Annotated in this window: 14 protein-coding genes; 6 read left to right on the top strand and 8 right to left on the bottom strand. The window is 61.8% G+C overall.

Annotated elements, in window-relative coordinates; translation table 11 throughout:
* The first annotated feature begins 77 nt into the window (after positions 1-77).
* The 3 genes from gmd (at position 78) to INQ40_RS10845 (ending at position 4127) form a co-directional block, all read left to right on the top strand.
* Entirely contained in the window at positions 78-1112 is a 1035-nt protein-coding gene (gene gmd / locus INQ40_RS10855; RefSeq protein ID WP_194340439.1) for a GDP-mannose 4,6-dehydratase, read from the top strand.
* Positions 1096-1986, top strand: coding sequence for an NAD-dependent epimerase/dehydratase family protein (locus INQ40_RS10850; protein WP_194340438.1), 891 nt, complete (start codon positions 1096-1098; stop codon positions 1984-1986). Before gmd ends, INQ40_RS10850 begins: the two co-directional genes overlap by 17 nt.
* A gap of 68 nt (positions 1987-2054) precedes the next feature.
* Positions 2055-4127: a hypothetical protein gene (locus tag INQ40_RS10845; RefSeq protein ID WP_194340437.1), complete on the top strand. Its 2073-nt coding sequence runs from the start codon at positions 2055-2057 to the stop codon at positions 4125-4127.
* Positions 4128-4295: 168 nt separating this feature from the next.
* Here INQ40_RS10845 and INQ40_RS10840 read toward each other — a convergent pair whose 3' ends face one another.
* The 4 genes from INQ40_RS10840 to INQ40_RS10825 are packed head-to-tail and all read right to left on the bottom strand — an operon-like array spanning position 4296 to position 7046.
* Positions 4296-4664, bottom strand: a complete 369-nt coding sequence (locus INQ40_RS10840; RefSeq protein WP_194340436.1) for a GtrA family protein — start codon at positions 4662-4664, stop codon at positions 4296-4298.
* Positions 4665-4697: 33 nt separating this feature from the next.
* Entirely contained in the window at positions 4698-5399 is a 702-nt protein-coding gene (locus INQ40_RS10835) for a class I SAM-dependent methyltransferase (protein ID WP_194340435.1), read from the bottom strand.
* Between the two features lie 29 nt (positions 5400-5428).
* The gene (locus tag INQ40_RS10830) at positions 5429-6364 is read right to left on the bottom strand and encodes a glycosyltransferase family 2 protein (protein ID WP_194340434.1); all 936 of its coding nucleotides are present in this window, start codon (positions 6362-6364) and stop codon (positions 5429-5431) included.
* Positions 6357-7046, bottom strand: coding sequence for an NAD-dependent epimerase/dehydratase family protein (locus INQ40_RS10825; RefSeq protein ID WP_194340433.1), 690 nt, complete (start codon positions 7044-7046; stop codon positions 6357-6359). Before INQ40_RS10825 ends, INQ40_RS10830 begins: the two co-directional genes overlap by 8 nt.
* A gap of 224 nt (positions 7047-7270) precedes the next feature.
* Between INQ40_RS10825 and INQ40_RS10820 the strand changes: the two genes are divergently transcribed.
* On the top strand, positions 7271-8050 hold the full coding sequence (locus tag INQ40_RS10820; protein WP_194340432.1) for an acyltransferase: 780 nt from the start codon (positions 7271-7273) through the stop codon (positions 8048-8050).
* Positions 8044-9150 (top strand): acyltransferase, encoded by a 1107-nt coding sequence (locus INQ40_RS10815; protein ID WP_194340431.1) that lies wholly within the window; start codon positions 8044-8046, stop codon positions 9148-9150. Before INQ40_RS10820 ends, INQ40_RS10815 begins: the two co-directional genes overlap by 7 nt.
* Positions 9151-9188: 38 nt before the next feature.
* Here INQ40_RS10815 and INQ40_RS10810 read toward each other — a convergent pair whose 3' ends face one another.
* Genes INQ40_RS10810 through INQ40_RS10795 form a run of 4 tightly spaced genes read right to left on the bottom strand, consistent with a single transcriptional unit; the run spans position 9189 to position 13695 of the window.
* Entirely contained in the window at positions 9189-10598 is a 1410-nt protein-coding gene (locus tag INQ40_RS10810) for a mannose-1-phosphate guanylyltransferase/mannose-6-phosphate isomerase (protein WP_194340430.1), read from the bottom strand.
* Between the two features lie 16 nt (positions 10599-10614).
* Entirely contained in the window at positions 10615-11976 is a 1362-nt protein-coding gene (locus INQ40_RS10805) for a phosphomannomutase (protein ID WP_194340429.1), read from the bottom strand.
* 25 nt (positions 11977-12001) lie between these two features.
* Positions 12002-12943, bottom strand: a complete 942-nt coding sequence (locus INQ40_RS10800) for an electron transfer flavoprotein subunit alpha/FixB family protein (protein ID WP_194340428.1) — start codon at positions 12941-12943, stop codon at positions 12002-12004.
* Positions 12943-13695 (bottom strand): electron transfer flavoprotein subunit beta/FixA family protein, encoded by a 753-nt coding sequence (locus INQ40_RS10795; protein WP_194340427.1) that lies wholly within the window; start codon positions 13693-13695, stop codon positions 12943-12945. The genes INQ40_RS10800 and INQ40_RS10795 overlap by 1 nt, the downstream gene beginning before the upstream one ends.
* A gap of 151 nt (positions 13696-13846) precedes the next feature.
* Between INQ40_RS10795 and INQ40_RS10790 the strand changes: the two genes are divergently transcribed.
* Entirely contained in the window at positions 13847-15265 is a 1419-nt protein-coding gene (locus INQ40_RS10790; RefSeq protein ID WP_228482208.1) for a mannose-1-phosphate guanylyltransferase/mannose-6-phosphate isomerase, read from the top strand.
* Positions 15266-15327: the final 62 nt, after the last annotated feature.

Genomic DNA, 15327 nt, shown 5'->3' with positions numbered 1-15327 from the left:
TTTAGGTCCTCCGGGCTGGTTTCGGTTTTTCGTCGAATTCGGTCGCCAATTCCACCTAAATCATCAAAGCGGAAGCCATGAAGAAAGCAATTATCACGGGGATTACCGGTCAAGACGGCGCCTATCTGGCGGAATTTCTTCTCCAGAAGGGCTACACCGTCTACGGCACTTATCGCCGGAGCAGTTCTGTCAATTTCTGGCGGATCAACGAGCTAGGCTGCCAAGCCCACCCTAATCTGCATCTGGTCGAATACGATCTGACGGATCTGGGGTCCACGATCGGCCTGATCCAGAAAGTGCAGCCGGACGAGATCTACAATCTCGCTGCACAAAGCTTCGTGGGAGTGAGCTTCGACCAACCGACGGCGACCTCACATATCACCGGGATCGGGGCTCTGCATCTGCTTGAAGCCATTCGACTGGTGAACCAAAAGATCCGGTTCTACCAGGCGTCGTCTTCCGAGATGTTCGGCAAGGTGCAGGCCATCCCCCAGAATGAGAACACACCGTTCTATCCACGCAGTCCGTACGCGGTGGCCAAGCTTTACGCGCACTGGATTACCGTCAACTACCGCGAAAGTTATGATATTTTCGGATCGAGCGGCATCCTGTTCAACCACGAAAGCCCGCTCAGGGGCCGAGAATTTGTCACCCGCAAGATCACCGACAGCGTTGCCAAAATCAAGCTGGGACAGTTGGATTGCCTCGAACTGGGCAACCTCGATGCGAAACGGGATTGGGGATTTGCCAAGGAGTACGTCGAGGGCATGTGGCTGATGCTGCAGGTCGACGAGCCCGATACATACGTCCTCGCCACCAATCGTACCGAGACAGTCCGGGACTTCGTCAGGATGGCGTTCAACGCCGCCGATATCGAAGTCGACTTCCGCGGCACCGAAGACAGCGAGACTGCTGTCGACACGGCCACCGGCCGTACGGTGATGAGGATCAATCCGCATTTCTATCGTCCGGCGGAAGTCGAACTGCTGATCGGGGACCCTGCGAAGGCCAAGTTGAAGCTCGGTTGGTCGCCTTCGACCAATTTGGAACAGCTCTGCACGATGATGGTCCAGGCTGACCTGGGCAGGAACAAGCGTGGCTTCTCCTTCTGACCTAGCTGGCAAGCGAGTTCTGGTCACTGGGTCGTCCGGGTTTACTGGGCGCTACGTGATGCAGGCCTTTGCTGAACAAGGCGCAATCGTCGTCCCGTTCGGGACCGGCGACGGGCGTTCCGTTGACCTCCTGAACCGAGGCAGGGTTCAGTCCGCGGTAGCTGCCGCCCAAGCGGACATCGTTGTTCACTTAGCCGCGATCTCTTTCGTTGCGCACGGCGATGCGGAAGAGATCTATCGGGTGAACATCGTGGGTACGCGGAACCTGCTGGAAGCGCTCGCGCAACAGGACCTGCGGCCAGCACACGTGGTGCTGGCAAGCAGTGCGAATGTGTACGGAAACACCGAGGGCATGCTCGAGGAATCATTGCCTGCGGCGCCAGTGAATGATTACGCTGTCAGCAAGTATGCGATGGAGTTGATGGCCCGCCAGTTTGCCAATTCGTTGCCGCTTACAATCGTACGCCCGTTCAACTACACAGGCGTCGGGCAGGTGGATCGCTTCCTCATCCCGAAGATCGTCGGGCATTTCAAGCGGCGTGAGCCGCGGTTGGAGCTGGGAAATCTGGAGGTTTCCCGTGACTTCAATGATGTGCGCAACGTAGCCGGCTGCTACATCAGGTTGGCGACGCTGCCGGGGCAAGGCGAGGTATTCAATGTTTGCTCCGGAATCGAAAACACGTTGATGGACGTGGTCGAGATGATGCACGAGATCTCGGGATACCATCCGGAGATCGTGGTGAACCCTGCATTTGTCCGCACCAATGAAGTCAGAACGCTCGTGGGAAATCCCGGGAAGCTCCGTTCGGCAATAGGGCCCGTTGAACAGTGGACATTGCGCGAGACGCTTCGTTGGATGTACGAGAAGGCATGAGTGGTTAACCTGGGTTGGACAACGGGGAAGTGGTGATGCAGAGTCGGAAAGCGTTGGGTGTGGACTACGTGGCCGATGCCATCGAAGTCGCGGCAAGGATCGGTCGTGGGGTGCTGGTCGCCCTTTTCGTGGTCAGCCTAGTCGCGTTGGTCTATTACCTGTTCAAGGGCTACATCCCGGAATTCCACACCGACTCAGCGGTAAAAAGCCTTCTGGCTGAGGAGGCGATACGCCAAGGGTCGTATTTCCCGCCAGAGTGGAACTATGTCAACGGGGATCTTTGGGTCTTGTTCGGCCAGATCTTCATCATTCCCCTGTTGCCTTTCTTCAAGAACAGCTATTGGCTCCACGCCATTTCCGGGCTGATCTCCTCGGCCATCGTGCTGACATCGCTGTGGTGCGTATCCGGCATGGTGGTGCGTTCTCGCTGGATGCGTCTTCTCACCGTGACCATCTTCGCCGGCGGCGTGTCCTGGTTCGTTGCCGAAAACCTGTTTGGCCAGGTTTCGTATGGCAACGTCCTCTATCTTGCGGTGTTCACCCTTTACTTCGCCTGGCGCTGGTTGGAAAGCAGCCGCCGCCGTGGGCGTATTGGCTGGGCCCTTGCCCTGTTCGTACTGAGCGCGCTCACCGCGTGGGGCAATCCCCAGCGGGCGGCCGCCTACAACCTGGCGCCGATGCTCGCTGCTATCCTGGCTTGGGCCTCCACACGTGACGCGTTGCTGGTCTGGGTCCCTGGCGCGCGCCGCTGGCAGCTCACAGGCGACAGCTGGCGCATTGCCGGCCTGCTTGCCATCCTGTTCGGCGCGATGGTGGTGGGCGTCACGTTGCACTCCATTGCCATCGCGCATGTTCACAACAACGCGGGCGCCGGTTCGGCCCGGTGGCTGAGTTTCGAGGCGGCTCGCGAGAACCTGTGGTTCACGCTCCAAGGGATCCTCGGCATGTTCGGTGCCTTGCCGAGCCCGGAGCGGTCTGTGATGTCTCTTGGCGGTGCCTATGAGGGGGCAAGGTTGCTGGGAATCCTGGTGATGCTGGTGATGCTCCCGGTTGCGTGCTGCATGGCGCTTCGCGATCTCCGTCCCTCGGCGCGGATGCTGGGTGCGTTTGCCGCATCCGGACTCTGCATGTTCGTATTCCTGCAGGTTACCACCACGACCCCGGACATGACCGGGCCGAGCATCAGCGCCCGTTACATGCTACCGTCCCTGATACTGGGCGTGGTGCTGCTGGTGGGATACGCGGAGAATCGTGGCGTGCGCCGGCCAGGGGGCATCATTGCGTGGGGCGTGTTGCTCGTGCTGCTGAGCAGCATGCTCTACGCGGGCAATTCGTTCACCCGGATCTACAGGGGTACGCCGCCTTCCGTCCATGTACAGACGATGGAAGCGCTGAAGGCCGCGGGGCTTCAGTACGGCTACGCGTCGTACTGGAACTCGGGTGTGATAACCATCCTCAGTGGCGGCGACGTCAAGGTCCGACAGATCGATTTCCTGCGCGGCCTTCCCGTGCCCCGTCCGCATTTGGCATCCAATACCTGGTACCGCTCGGATGCGTGGAAGGGAGAGAGCTTCCTCATGCTGACCAGCGAGGAAGTGGCGCAGGTGGACAAGGCGGTCATGTTCGCCTTTACCGGCGAGCCACTACGGCAGTTCATGGTCGGCGGCTTCTTGGTGCTGGTGTTCAAGGACAACATCGCGACGAAATTGCCCGGTTGGGGCGTCGAGGCCGCCCAATCGCGGCACATCGGCGAGCCGCTCGGGATCACCACCCAGCATGAGATCGGACGCTTGGAGAATGAGGGTGGGCGGCTTCGCCTCCTGGCTGCCGAGGGAGAGACCGGCTTCCTTCACTTCGGGCCCTACGTGAAGCTGCAGACCGGCGAGTACCGCGTCGATGTCGATGTCGTCGCGCCTGGCTCTGGAGAGGTGGGATACGTGGATGTGGTGAGCGGCCTGGGGGCAAAAGTGCTCGGCAAGAGCCCGATCACCGGCGGTGCCGCGAGCCCGGTCAGCCTGCGGATCGCAACCGCCGAGGACCTGGAGAACGTCGAGGTCCGCGTGTACACTAATGGATCGAGCGCCATGACGCTGAGCAGCATCACCCTGGCGCCCGCTGACGCGGCCAAGCTTCCCGAATAATCACTGAATCCCTTCCCTGGGGAGGTAGGTGTGGTGTCCTGGCGACGCGTGCACCTGCTCACGTCAGGAGTGTGCGCCGCCACGTCCAGCCCGGACGGCGGTGGCTCGGCGCGCGGGGCGCGTCAGCGTGTCCGGCGCAGCCGTGGCCCGCCGATCTGGGCAGGCTGGTCAGATGGCCGGCTGCTCACGCATGGCCCAGCGGGAGAGGGCGAAGGCCAGTGGGAAGGTGAGCACGATGCTGAAGGCCATCCCCAGCCATTCCGGCATCGCCAGCCTCTCGATGCACACGCGCAGGATCAGCATACCCATCAGGAACTGGACGAGGTAGATCAGCGGAAAGAGTATCGCCGATCGCCGCGTTATGGGCTGCTTGAACACCACCAGTGAGTTGATGACGTACGAGAGCACGATTCCGGCCACGTAGGCGATGAAGTACGCGACGTCGTAGCTGAGCCAATACAGCAGGACCACGTAGACCAAGTAGCTGACTACGGTTGATGCCACGCGCGCGGCGATGAACTTGACGACTTCGGACACGAATTACTCAGGTCAACGGATCAAGGGTGTGCATCATGCGCGGGCATGGACGTAGTACTGCGCACCGAGTGGCAACCACCACAGCGATCGCTCGGCCGAACGCAGAAACGCAAGCGTCTTGGGGAAGAAGACGATGTAGCGGGCCCGTACCTCGTTGAATGGCTGGCCGACCAGATCGAGCAGCTCCCTGCGGGGGAGCAGAATGGCGTCTTCGTCGAACGCGCAGTCGCGAACGACTTTCATAGTGAGGGGGTTCAGCATGTTGTGCTCGAAGACCAGGATATGGCCACCCGGCTTGAGCACGCGGTGAATCTCGGTCGTCCAATGTCCGCGCTGCTCCACCGGGATATGGTGATAGACGCACGCGACGAACACCATGTCGAACGAGGCATCAGCGTAGGGTAGTTTGTCGTCGGCGATCACCGAAAATATCGCGTGGTCGCCATGCCGCTCCTGTGCCATGGCCACGCTTTCCGATGAAATATCCGCGCCATGAAGCACGGCATTGGGGAGTGCGCGCCGCAATGGGCCGATCGAGCCGCCGATGCCCGTGCCGAAATCCAGCACGCTGATGGGGGCTTGCGCCGCCTCACCCAACTCGACCATAGCGACTTTCGCCTTGTACTCGGCGAAGTACTTGGACTCTTCGCCGCTGGCCGCGATGCTTGCGTTGTGCAGTTCGCGATATTGCGTTGCGTAGCGATCGAACTCAGGCTGCTCGTTCTTGTTGTCCATTACGGTTCTCTGGCAGGGCACTCCAACGACTATGCCGGGGTGGTGGCTTGTACGGCGAACGCAGGCTTCTTGTTGGCCACACCCATCAGTCGCCCGATGTACTCGCCGACGACGCCCAGGATGACCAGCTGCACGCCGCAGGTGAACAACACCACGGACATCAGGGAGGCATATCCGGGATTGGTGATGCTGCCGGTGAGATGCGCTATGACGATGTAGGACAGATACAGGAAGCTGATCGCGGCGATGGTGGTGCCGAAGTAGGTGGCCATCCGCAGAGGAAGGTGCGAGAACGTAATAAAGATGTTCAGCGCATGCGAGATCAGCTTGCGGAGGGTGTAGGCGCTCTCTCCATGACGGCGGGCGCCGTGTTCCACCTGAGCCGTCGCCACGCTTGCGGTCAGCCAGGACAGCATGCCGTCCAAGTATGGCCTGCTCAGTTCGAATGCGCTCAACTGCTCTGCCAGGACATGATGGATGCATCGGAACGAGGTGTAGCTGTCGTTGAGATCTGGAAACGAGACTTTGAGCGTCTTGCGCATCAACTCTGAGCTGATGTTCCGGTACCAGGCGTGCGTCCGAACGGGAAATACGCCATAGACTAGGGGCGTTTCCTGGGTACAGGCGGCCAGCATGGTGGGGATGCTTTCCGGCGGGTGTTCCAGGTCATCATCCATGGTCACCACGGCATTGCCACGCGCACGCACGATGCCACACAAGGTGGCGGCGTGCTGGCCGAAGTTCCGCGACAGCCGGATGCCTTTAACGTTGGGGTCGGTCGCTGCAATCGACTGGATGGTCGCCCACGCACGCTTGTCGCCCCGATCGTCCACCAGGATGACTTCGTAATGCAGCCCTTCCCCCGTCAGACAGGAACCGACGCGCTTACACAATTCGGAGAGCGCGGTTACGCCACCGTAGACGGGGACCACTACCGACACGTCCAAAGCGGAAGCATCAACCATAATATTTCTGCAGCACTTTCCTGGCGTATTCGTCGCCGCCGTCGAGGCCAAGCCCCAAGCGGTCCGCGACGGCAAGCGCCGTCGTTGAATCCACATTGAACGCCTCATCGCGCGGAATGACCCGGGCGTGCGCCGCTTTTTCCAGTATATCTTCCAACAGAGACACCAGCTTCGGTACCGCTACCGGATAACGGGCTGCGATGCTGGTAACGCGGGCCACCGACAGGGGGTCTGCAAGCAGTTCAGGCACGATCGCAACGATGTCGTCGACGTCCACCAGATTTCGCTGGGCGCCGCTGTAGATGGTGAAGGGCAGGCCTTCACGGATATGCGACGCGAGGTAATTGGTCAGCGTATTGGGGTTCCCGGTACGTCCGACCACTTGCGGCAACCTGAATACGACGCCGTGGGGCGAAGCCAGCACCAGCGCCTCCATCCTTGCCTTGTGCGCGACGTACGGCGACGGGGCAACCGCCTGCAGTCCGACCACGCAGCTGCTGAAGTACACAAAACGGCCAGTGGCAGCGGCGAGACCGGTCGACAGTGCTTCGCGTTCCCGCGCGAATGCCAGCACGCTCGTCTCCGACGAGTTGGACACCCCTGACGCATGGATGGTGACGGTGGGATCGCTGCCATAGCGCGGACGAAACGCCTCCGCCAGCAGGCCTGCGCCAACGATCATTCAGCTTGGTTTCCGCGACGGACAGGGGCGCACAATGTTTCCATGGGAGTCGATGCCTTCAATGCCGGGATGGTGTGCCTAGTGGACGGGCCCGACACAGTGTATTCGTTGACGCGATCCCAATGCTAGGGAGGTTCCTGCGGGGCGCCTGCCGGTAGCTGGGTGGCGTGATTGACGTCATAATTGCGGCCATTCACGGCGCCGCAGGACGGCAGGACGGGGGGATGAGCCTCAAGTATAGGGCGGATATCGATGGACTGAGGGCCATCGCCGTCCTCGGCGTACTGCTGTATCACCTAGATGCAGGATTGGTTCCAGGAGGGTATGTCGGCGTCGACGTGTTCTTCGTGATCTCCGGCTTCCTGATCTCAAAGATCATCTACGGCGAGATTGAGGCCGGCACCTTCTCCATCACCCGCTTCTACGTACGTCGTGCCCGGCGCATCCTGCCGGCGTTGCTCTCGGTCGTCCTGTTCACATCGGTCGCGGCGATGGCGGTGCTTTATCCCACCGAGCGGATGGAGTATGCAAAGTCCGCTGTCGCCTCGATGCTGTTCTCGGCGAACTTCTATTTTTTTGCCACGCTGAACTACTTCGCCCCGGCTGCGGACGAGATCCCGCTGCTGCATCTGTGGTCGCTAGGTATCGAAGAGCAGTTCTACATTGTATTCCCCGTGCTCGCCCTGTTGTTGACGCGATTGCGCAGGCGCCTGTTCACGCTGGCGCTCGGGGTGCTTTTCCTGGCTTCGCTCGTGGCGTGCATCAAAACACTCCACGTGGATCCATCGCGCGCGTTCTACTTGTTGCCGTTCCGCGCCTTCGAACTGCTGGTGGGCAGCCTGGCTGCATTGGTTCCGGCAACGTGGCGCCCGCAGCGTCTTGGCGCCAGCAGTCTGTCGTGGCTGGGTATCGCGGCGATCGGAGGCGCCATGTACGGATTCGACAAGGACACCCCTTTCCCGGGGGGGCTGCACTGCTGCCCTCCGCCGGCGCGGTCTTGCTGATCTTGGCACATGGCCACGGGCGGGTGGGGCATGTCCTGTCCTCAGCGCCGATGATATGGATAGGGAAGCGATCCTATTCCCTGTATCTGGTCCATTGGCCGATCATCGTATTCGCACACCGCCTGCAGCCCGAAGCGGCCACCTTGGCGTGGGCGCCGGGTCTGGGACTGGCGGCGCTGCTGTTAGCACACCTTAACTACCAGCTTGTGGAGCAGAAGCTTCGCAGTGCAAAGCCGCTGTGGTCCAGCCGCAGGGTTCTGGGGGCGTCCGCGCTCTCGGTCCTACTATTTGCCGGGGCGGGCATAGGGATCGTCCAGCAGAAGGGCTTCCCCGGGGCGCCGGATTCGGATGTAGCCCATGTCTTGGCATCGCTGGATTACGATCCCAGCGTGGATTACCGCTCTAGGACGTGCTTCCTGGATCCGGACCAGGGGCCGGAGCAGGCCGATGTATCTTCCTGCTTGCCTGCAAAGGGGCGTTTGATTGCCATGTTGTGGGGAGACAGCCACGCCATCCACTTTCTGAAGGGGTTCCAGCTCACGTTCGCGAAGAAGGGCTACGAGGTCGGCGCGCTGACGGCATCGGCGTGCCCGCCGCTGGTCGGGGTGCAAATCGGCGAGCGGCCCCACTGCAAGGCGTTCAATGATTTTGCGCTTACAAGGCTGGTGCAGGAGAAGCCCGAGGTGGTGATTCTGTCTGCGCTCTGGTACGCGGATCCGGCCTGGATGCCGGCTTTGGACAAATCCATCACAGCACTGCAATCTGCGGGCATCCGCGTCGTGGTACTGGGAATCTCACCAATGTTCAAACAGCGAGTACCGTTGCTTGTTGCCAACAAGATGCGCGCCGGCAGCGATCCGTATTATTCGGCCGAGGATCTGGATCCAAAGTGGTACGAGGCACCGGAGGCCATGATGAAGGCGCATTTCGCCGATCGCGCAGACGTTACATTCATCTCCGTCATGGACCACGCGTGCGTGGCGGGACGCTGCCTACTGTTGGATGGCAAGCAGCGTCCGCTATATTACGACATCGCCCACCTGACCCCGGAGGGGTCGCGGTATTACGCCGAAATGCTTACGCCCATGATCATGGACTGACTGTGACTCGGAAGTTCCGGACGTCACGCTTTCTCAGCTCAGCCGGCTACGCGGCCGTACTGGTCTTCGAACCGAACGATATCGTCCTCACCCAGATAACTGCCCGACTGCACTTCGATCAGTTCCAGCGGCAGCTTGCCCGGGTTCTTCAGTCGGTGGGTCACACCCAGCGGGATATAGGTGCTCTGGTTTTCCGTGAGTAGGATGACTTCTTCGCCGCGCGTGACCTCGGCCGTTCCGCTGACCACGATCCAATGCTCCGCGCGATGATGATGCATCTGCAGGCTCAGCGTAGCGCCCGGTTTGACGGTGATGCGCTTGACCTGAAACCGGTCGCCGTTGTCAATCGAGTCGTAGGCGCCCCAAGGTCGATAGACCTTACGGTGTGCCGCCGCTTCGCTGCGGCCGTCACGCTTGATCCGGTTGACGATCTCCTTGACCTCCTGAATGCGGTTGCGGTGGCCGACCATTACCGCGTCGTCGGTCTCCACGACCACAACATCCTGCAATCCCACCATGGCGATCAGGCGCGAGCCATGGGCATAGGTGTTGTGGCAACCGATTTCGATGACATCGCCATGGTGGGCGTTGCCATTGGCATCCTTGTCCGACACCTCCCACAGGGCGGCCCAGGAGCCGACATCGCTCCAGCCTGCATCAAGCGGCACGACGGCCGCGTCGCGCGTCTTCTCCATAACCGCATAATCGATAGAGTCGTTCGGGCTCTGGGAGAATGCCTCTGCGTCGAGCCTTATGAAGTCCGTATCGCGGGAGGCTTTCGCGAGTGCCTGCTCGCAGGCGGATAACATAGCCGGCTGCAGGGTGCGCAGTTCATCCAGATAACGGGAAGCTTTGAACAGGAACATGCCGCTGTTCCAGAAGTAGCCACCGGATGCAAGGTAATTCTCAGCCGTCGCCAGATCGGGCTTCTCGACGAAACGTTCGACCGCACGCACTCCCTGTCCGGCGGTCGCCTTGATATACCCGTAGCCCGTTTCCGGCGCGGTCGGCACGATGCCGAACGTAACCAGCTTGCCGTGCTGCGCAGCCGTTGCAGCCTCGTGCACTGCGTCATGGAAGGCGGTGTCGTCGCGTACGACGTGATCTGATGGTAGAACAAGCAGCAGCGCGTCCTCGCCTGCGGCCAAGGCCTGGAGTGCAGCGATCGCGATGGCCGGGGCAGTGTTGCGTCCGACCGGCTCCAGGATCAAGGCGGCAGGAGTGACGTCGCATTCGCGCAACTGTTCGGCAGCCATGAACCTGTGCTCCTGGTTGGCCACCACGATGGGTGCGGTACCGGCAATGGCAGCCACGCGCTTCCAGGTAGCCTGCAACATCGTGGCATCGCCCACCAGCGGCAGAAACTGTTTGGGATAGGCCTCACGCGACAACGGCCACAGGCGGGTACCGGAGCCGCCGGAAAGGATCACGGGAAGAATCGGGAGCATGGGAACGGTCCTGGGATCAATGTTGGGGAGCGCTGCCGCCGATCAGGGCGGACAGCTCGTCGGTACGTGCCTTGAGCAGCGCCGTGTCCGCACGGGTCTCGACATTGAGTCGCAGCAGCGGCTCAGTGTTGGAGGTGCGCAGGTTGAATCGCCACTGGCCAAAATCGGCGCTGACACCGTCGGTATGGTCGAGAATAGGGTCCTGCTGCGCGAAGTGTTCGATTACACGGGTCACTGCTGCTTTGGCATCATCGACAACGAAATTGATCTCACCGCTGCAGGGGAACGCCCGCATACGGTCAGCGACCAAATCGGTCAATGATGTACCACTGCGTGACATCAGTTCGGCGATCAGCAGCCACGGAATCATGCCCGAATCGCAATAGGCGAAATCACGGAAGTAGTGATGTGCACTCATCTCGCCGCCATAGATGGCGTCTTCGGCGCGCATGCGCTCCTTGATGAAAGCATGTCCGGTCTTGCACAGAACGGGGATGCCACCAGCTTGTTCGACCATGTCCACGGTATTCCAGACCAGGCGCGGGTCGTGGATCACCTTGCCGCCAGGGCTTTTGAGCACCAACGCACTGGCCAGCAGGCCAACCAAGTAGTAACCCTCAATGAAGTCGCCCTTGGCATCGAAAAAAAAGCAGCGGTCGAAATCGCCGTCCCACGCGATGCCGAAGTCGGCGCCACTGTCACGCACGGCATCGGCAGTGGCAGCGCGGTTTTCCGGCAATAGCGGATTCGGGATTCCATTGGGAAACGTGCCATCCGGCTCGTGCTGGATGCGCACGAACTCGAACGGCAGATGCCGGGCGAGCTCGTCGACCACGATGCCAGCGCCGCCATTACCGGAGTTTACGACGATCTTGAGCGGCTTCAATGATGGTCGATCGATATAGGTCAGCAGGTGATCGATATAGGCCTGCTTGTTCGGCGCGTCCCGGCGGGCGGCGTCAGCCAGTGCCGGCGGTTCTTCAGTGCCGGCGGCAAAATTGCGGATGTCCAACAGACCGGTGTCGCCACTGATCGGCTTGGCGTCCTCGCGTACCAGCTTCATACCGTTGTAGTCCATTGGATTATGACTGGCGGTCACCATCACGCCGCCGGCTGCACCCATATGCGCGGTCTGGAAATAGACCTCTTCAGTTCCACACAACCCGATGTCAATCACTTCTCGACCCGCGTGGCGAAGGCCGCTTTCAAGCGCGCTCTGAAGTTCATGGCTCGTCAGACGGACATCCCGACCCAACACGACGGGGCCTGGACCCAGTAGCATCGCCATGCCGAGACCAATCCGACGCGCAAGGGGGGGGTTAAGTTCAGTCGGTACGCGACCACGGATGTCGTAGGCTTTGAAGCAGGGAAGATGCATTGCGATTCTCGAAGTCGAGGTGGCTTTAAGACAAGGCGGCTTCCAATTCCGGCAAAATCTGGAACAAATCCCCGACCAGCCCGATGTCCGCAACCTCGAAGATCGGCGCATCGCCGTCCTTGTTGATCGCCACAATCGTGCCCGCATCCTTAATGCCGGTCAGGTGCTGGATGGCGCCGGAGATGCCGATGGCGACATACAGCTCCGGCGAGATGATCTTGCCGGTCTGGCCGACCTGCATCTCGTTGGGGCAGTAGCCCGCGTCCACCGCTGCGCGCGAGGCGCCGACCGCGGCACCGAGCTTGTCGGCGAATTCGTAGACGATCTTGAAGTTCTCTTTGGAGCCCACGCCACGTCCGCCTGACACCACGCGCTTGGCGCTCTGCAGGTCGGGACGGTCGGAGCTTGCGCCGGCCAGTCCGATGAAGCGGGTGTGCTCGGGCAGAGAGGCTTCCACGGACACGGCTTCAACTGGAGCCTCCCCTCCCTGGGCGGCCTCCGACCAGGAGGCGGTGCGGATGGTCGCGACGACGGTGTCGGCGGCGGGCGCCTCCACGGTGATGATCGCGTTGCCGGCGTAGATCGGTCGCCTGAAGACGTGGCTGGACTCGATTTCCATCACGTCCGACACCTGGGCGACGCCGAGCAGGGCCGCCACGCAGGGCATCAGGTCCTTGCCGAACGTCGTGGACGGGCCGAACACATGGGTGTAGCCATCGGCCAGCTTGGCGATCTGCGGCGCCAGGGTCTGCGCGATGGCCTGCGCGTTGGCGGCATTGGCCACGGTCAGGACACGGGTGACGCCGGAGATGGTGGCCGCCTGTTTGGCGACGTCGTCGGGCGAATCGGACAGCACGACGATGTCGATGGACTCGGGCGACAGCGCCTGCGCAGCGGTGACGCATTTGGCGGTGGCCGAGTTGAGCGCGCCCTCGTGATGCTCCGCGATGATCAGTACCTTGCTCATTACAGCAACCCCTTCGACTTGAGTGCGGCGACCAGTTCGGCCGCATCCTTGACCATGACGCCCTTGCTGCGCTTGGCGGGCGGCGCGTAGTGGGTGGTCTTGAGCAGGTTGCCCGACTCCACACCCATCTCGGCAAACGCGATGGTCTCCATCGGCTTGCTCTTGGCCTTCATGATGTCAGGCAGCTTGATGAAGCGCGGCTCGTTCAGGCGCAGGTCGGTGGTGACGACGGCGGGCAGGTCCACTTCCAGGGTCTCAAGGCCGGCGTCAACCTCGCGGGTCACGGTCGCTTTGCCGTCCGCAATCTCCAGCTTGGAGGCGAAGGTCGCCTGCGGGCGGTTCCAGATGGTCGCCAGCATCTGGCCGGTCTGGTTTGCGTCATCGTCGATCGCCTGCTTGCCCAGGATCACCAGGTCGGGCTGCTCCTTCTCGATCAGCTTGAGAAAGACCCGCGCGGCCGTCAGAGGCTGGACGTCCTGGCCGTCCTCGATCACCACGTGCAGCGCGCGATTGGCGCCCATCGCCAGGCCGTTGCGCAGGTGCGCCTGGGCGTTGGCCGGTGCGATGGTGGCGACGACGACCTCGGTGGCGATGCCCTTGTCGCGCAAACGCAGCGCCTCTTCCAACGCGATTTCATCGAACGGGTTGGCCGACAGCTTCACGCCATCGGTCACCACGCCGGAGCCGTCCGGCTTCACTTGGACGCGGACGTTGTAGTCCACGACGCGCTTGTAACCAACCAGGATTTTCATCGTTGTGGGGGGTCCTTGATGAGTCTGCATTACGTCTGCGGCCGTGCCCGGAACACCATGGATCGGGGGCCGAAAGAACGCCCATTCTATCCGAGCGGGGCCTCCGCCGCCTCGTCTGACGAGCTATTCTGTCCGGGTTCAATCCAAAGGAATCGGCATGTTACATCCGGTCGTTCTCAGCGGTGGCAGCGGTACCCGCCTGTGGCCGCTGTCGCGGCAGAACCAGCCCAAGCAGTTCCTGACCCTGATCGGCGAGCGCTCGCTGTACCAGGAGACGGTCCTGCGGGCCAGCCGTCTGCCTGGTGTCCAGCCGCCGATCACCATCTGCAGCCAGCTGCACCGGTTCATGGTCGGCGAGCAGTTGCAGGCAATTGCGATGGGCAATGGCGGCATTGTCCTGGAGCCCCTGGCACGCAATACCGCGCCGGCAATCGCGCTGGCGGCGATGCAGGCCCTGCGCTCGGACCCGGATGCCACCTTGCTGGTGATGCCCGCCGATCACCTGATCGAGGACGAGGCGGCGTTCCGCGACGCCGTCGGTCGCGCCCTGTCGTTGGCCGAACAGGCCTGGCTGGTCGCCTTCGGTATCACGCCCGATTATGCCGAAACCGGTTACGGCTACATCCGTCAGGGCGGGGCGTTGGGCTTCGAGGGCTATCGCATCGACCGGTTTGTGGAAAAGCCCGATCTCGAAACCGCGCAGGAGTATCTGGACGTCGGCGGCTACGCTTGGAACTCGGGAATGTTCCTGTTCAGCGCACGGGTGTATCTGGACGAGCTTGCGCGGCATGCTCCGGCGATCGTCGATGCGGTGGAGCAGGCTTGGGCGAAGGCCTCCACCGACTTGGATTTCATCCGGATCGACGAGCATGCCTTCGCGGCCAGTCCCAGTGACTCCATCGACTACGCGGTCATGGAGAAAACCGATCGCGCCGCCGTTGTACCGGTCAGTTGCGGCTGGAGCGACATCGGCTCGTGGTCCTCGCTATGGTCGGTGGCCGAGCATGACGCCGACGGCAACCGCCAGGAAGGCGACGTGATCTCGGTGGATACCACTGGCAGTCTGGTGAAGGCCTCCGAACGTCGCCTGATTGCCACCATCGGCGTCGAGGATCTGATCATCATCGATACGCCGGACGCCACGCTGGTGGCGCGCAAGGACCGGGTCCAGGACGTGAAACTCGTGGTCGACCGGCTCAAAGCGGCCGGGCGCAGCGAGCACCTGATCCATCGCAAGGTGTATCGGCCGTGGGGCAGCTACGACTCGATCGGCGTGGGTGAGCGTTTCCAGGTCAAGCGCATCGTGGTCAAGCCCGGCGCGGCGCTGAGCCTGCAGAAGCACCGGCACCGCGCGGAGCACTGGGTGGTGGTGTCGGGCACCGCCGAGGTGACCTGCGGCGAGCGCGTGTTCGACCTGCACGAAAACGAGAGCACCTTCATCCCGCTGGGCAGCGTGCACCGGCTGCGCAATCGCGGCACCGAGCCGGTCGAGTTGATCGAGGTGCAGTCGGGCAGTTACCTGGGCGAGGACGACATCGTCCGCCTGGAGGACGTGTACGGCCGGTCCTGAACGCAGGTGGGCCGGTACCGCGCTCACTGAGGCAGAATAGGCGCCCGACCATTCTGCCGGTT

It is taken from the genome of Lysobacter sp. H21R4, assembly GCF_015277535.1.
GTDB classification, from domain to species: domain Bacteria; phylum Pseudomonadota; class Gammaproteobacteria; order Xanthomonadales; family Xanthomonadaceae; genus Novilysobacter; species Novilysobacter ciconiae.
The sequence above is the reverse complement of the archived record's forward strand: the minus strand, read 5'-3'. Positions and strand labels throughout refer to the sequence as shown.

Excerpts from the sequence above, each read along its gene's own strand:
- gmd (WP_194340439.1), top strand. The coding sequence starts at position 78 with ATGAAGAAAGCAATTATCACGGGGATTACCGGTCAAGACGGCGCCTAT.
- INQ40_RS10835 (WP_194340435.1), bottom strand. The coding sequence starts at position 5,399 with ATGGACAACAAGAACGAGCAGCCTGAGTTCGATCGCTACGCAACGCAA.
- INQ40_RS10830 (WP_194340434.1), bottom strand. The coding sequence starts at position 6,364 with ATGGTTGATGCTTCCGCTTTGGACGTGTCGGTAGTGGTCCCCGTCTAC.
- INQ40_RS10825 (WP_194340433.1), bottom strand. The coding sequence starts at position 7,046 with ATGATCGTTGGCGCAGGCCTGCTGGCGGAGGCGTTTCGTCCGCGCTAT.
- INQ40_RS10820 (WP_194340432.1), top strand. The coding sequence starts at position 7,271 with ATGAGCCTCAAGTATAGGGCGGATATCGATGGACTGAGGGCCATCGCC.
- INQ40_RS10810 (WP_194340430.1), bottom strand. The coding sequence starts at position 10,598 with ATGCTCCCGATTCTTCCCGTGATCCTTTCCGGCGGCTCCGGTACCCGC.
- INQ40_RS10805 (WP_194340429.1), bottom strand. The coding sequence starts at position 11,976 with ATGCATCTTCCCTGCTTCAAAGCCTACGACATCCGTGGTCGCGTACCG.
- INQ40_RS10800 (WP_194340428.1), bottom strand. The coding sequence starts at position 12,943 with ATGAGCAAGGTACTGATCATCGCGGAGCATCACGAGGGCGCGCTCAAC.
- INQ40_RS10795 (WP_194340427.1), bottom strand. The coding sequence starts at position 13,695 with ATGAAAATCCTGGTTGGTTACAAGCGCGTCGTGGACTACAACGTCCGC.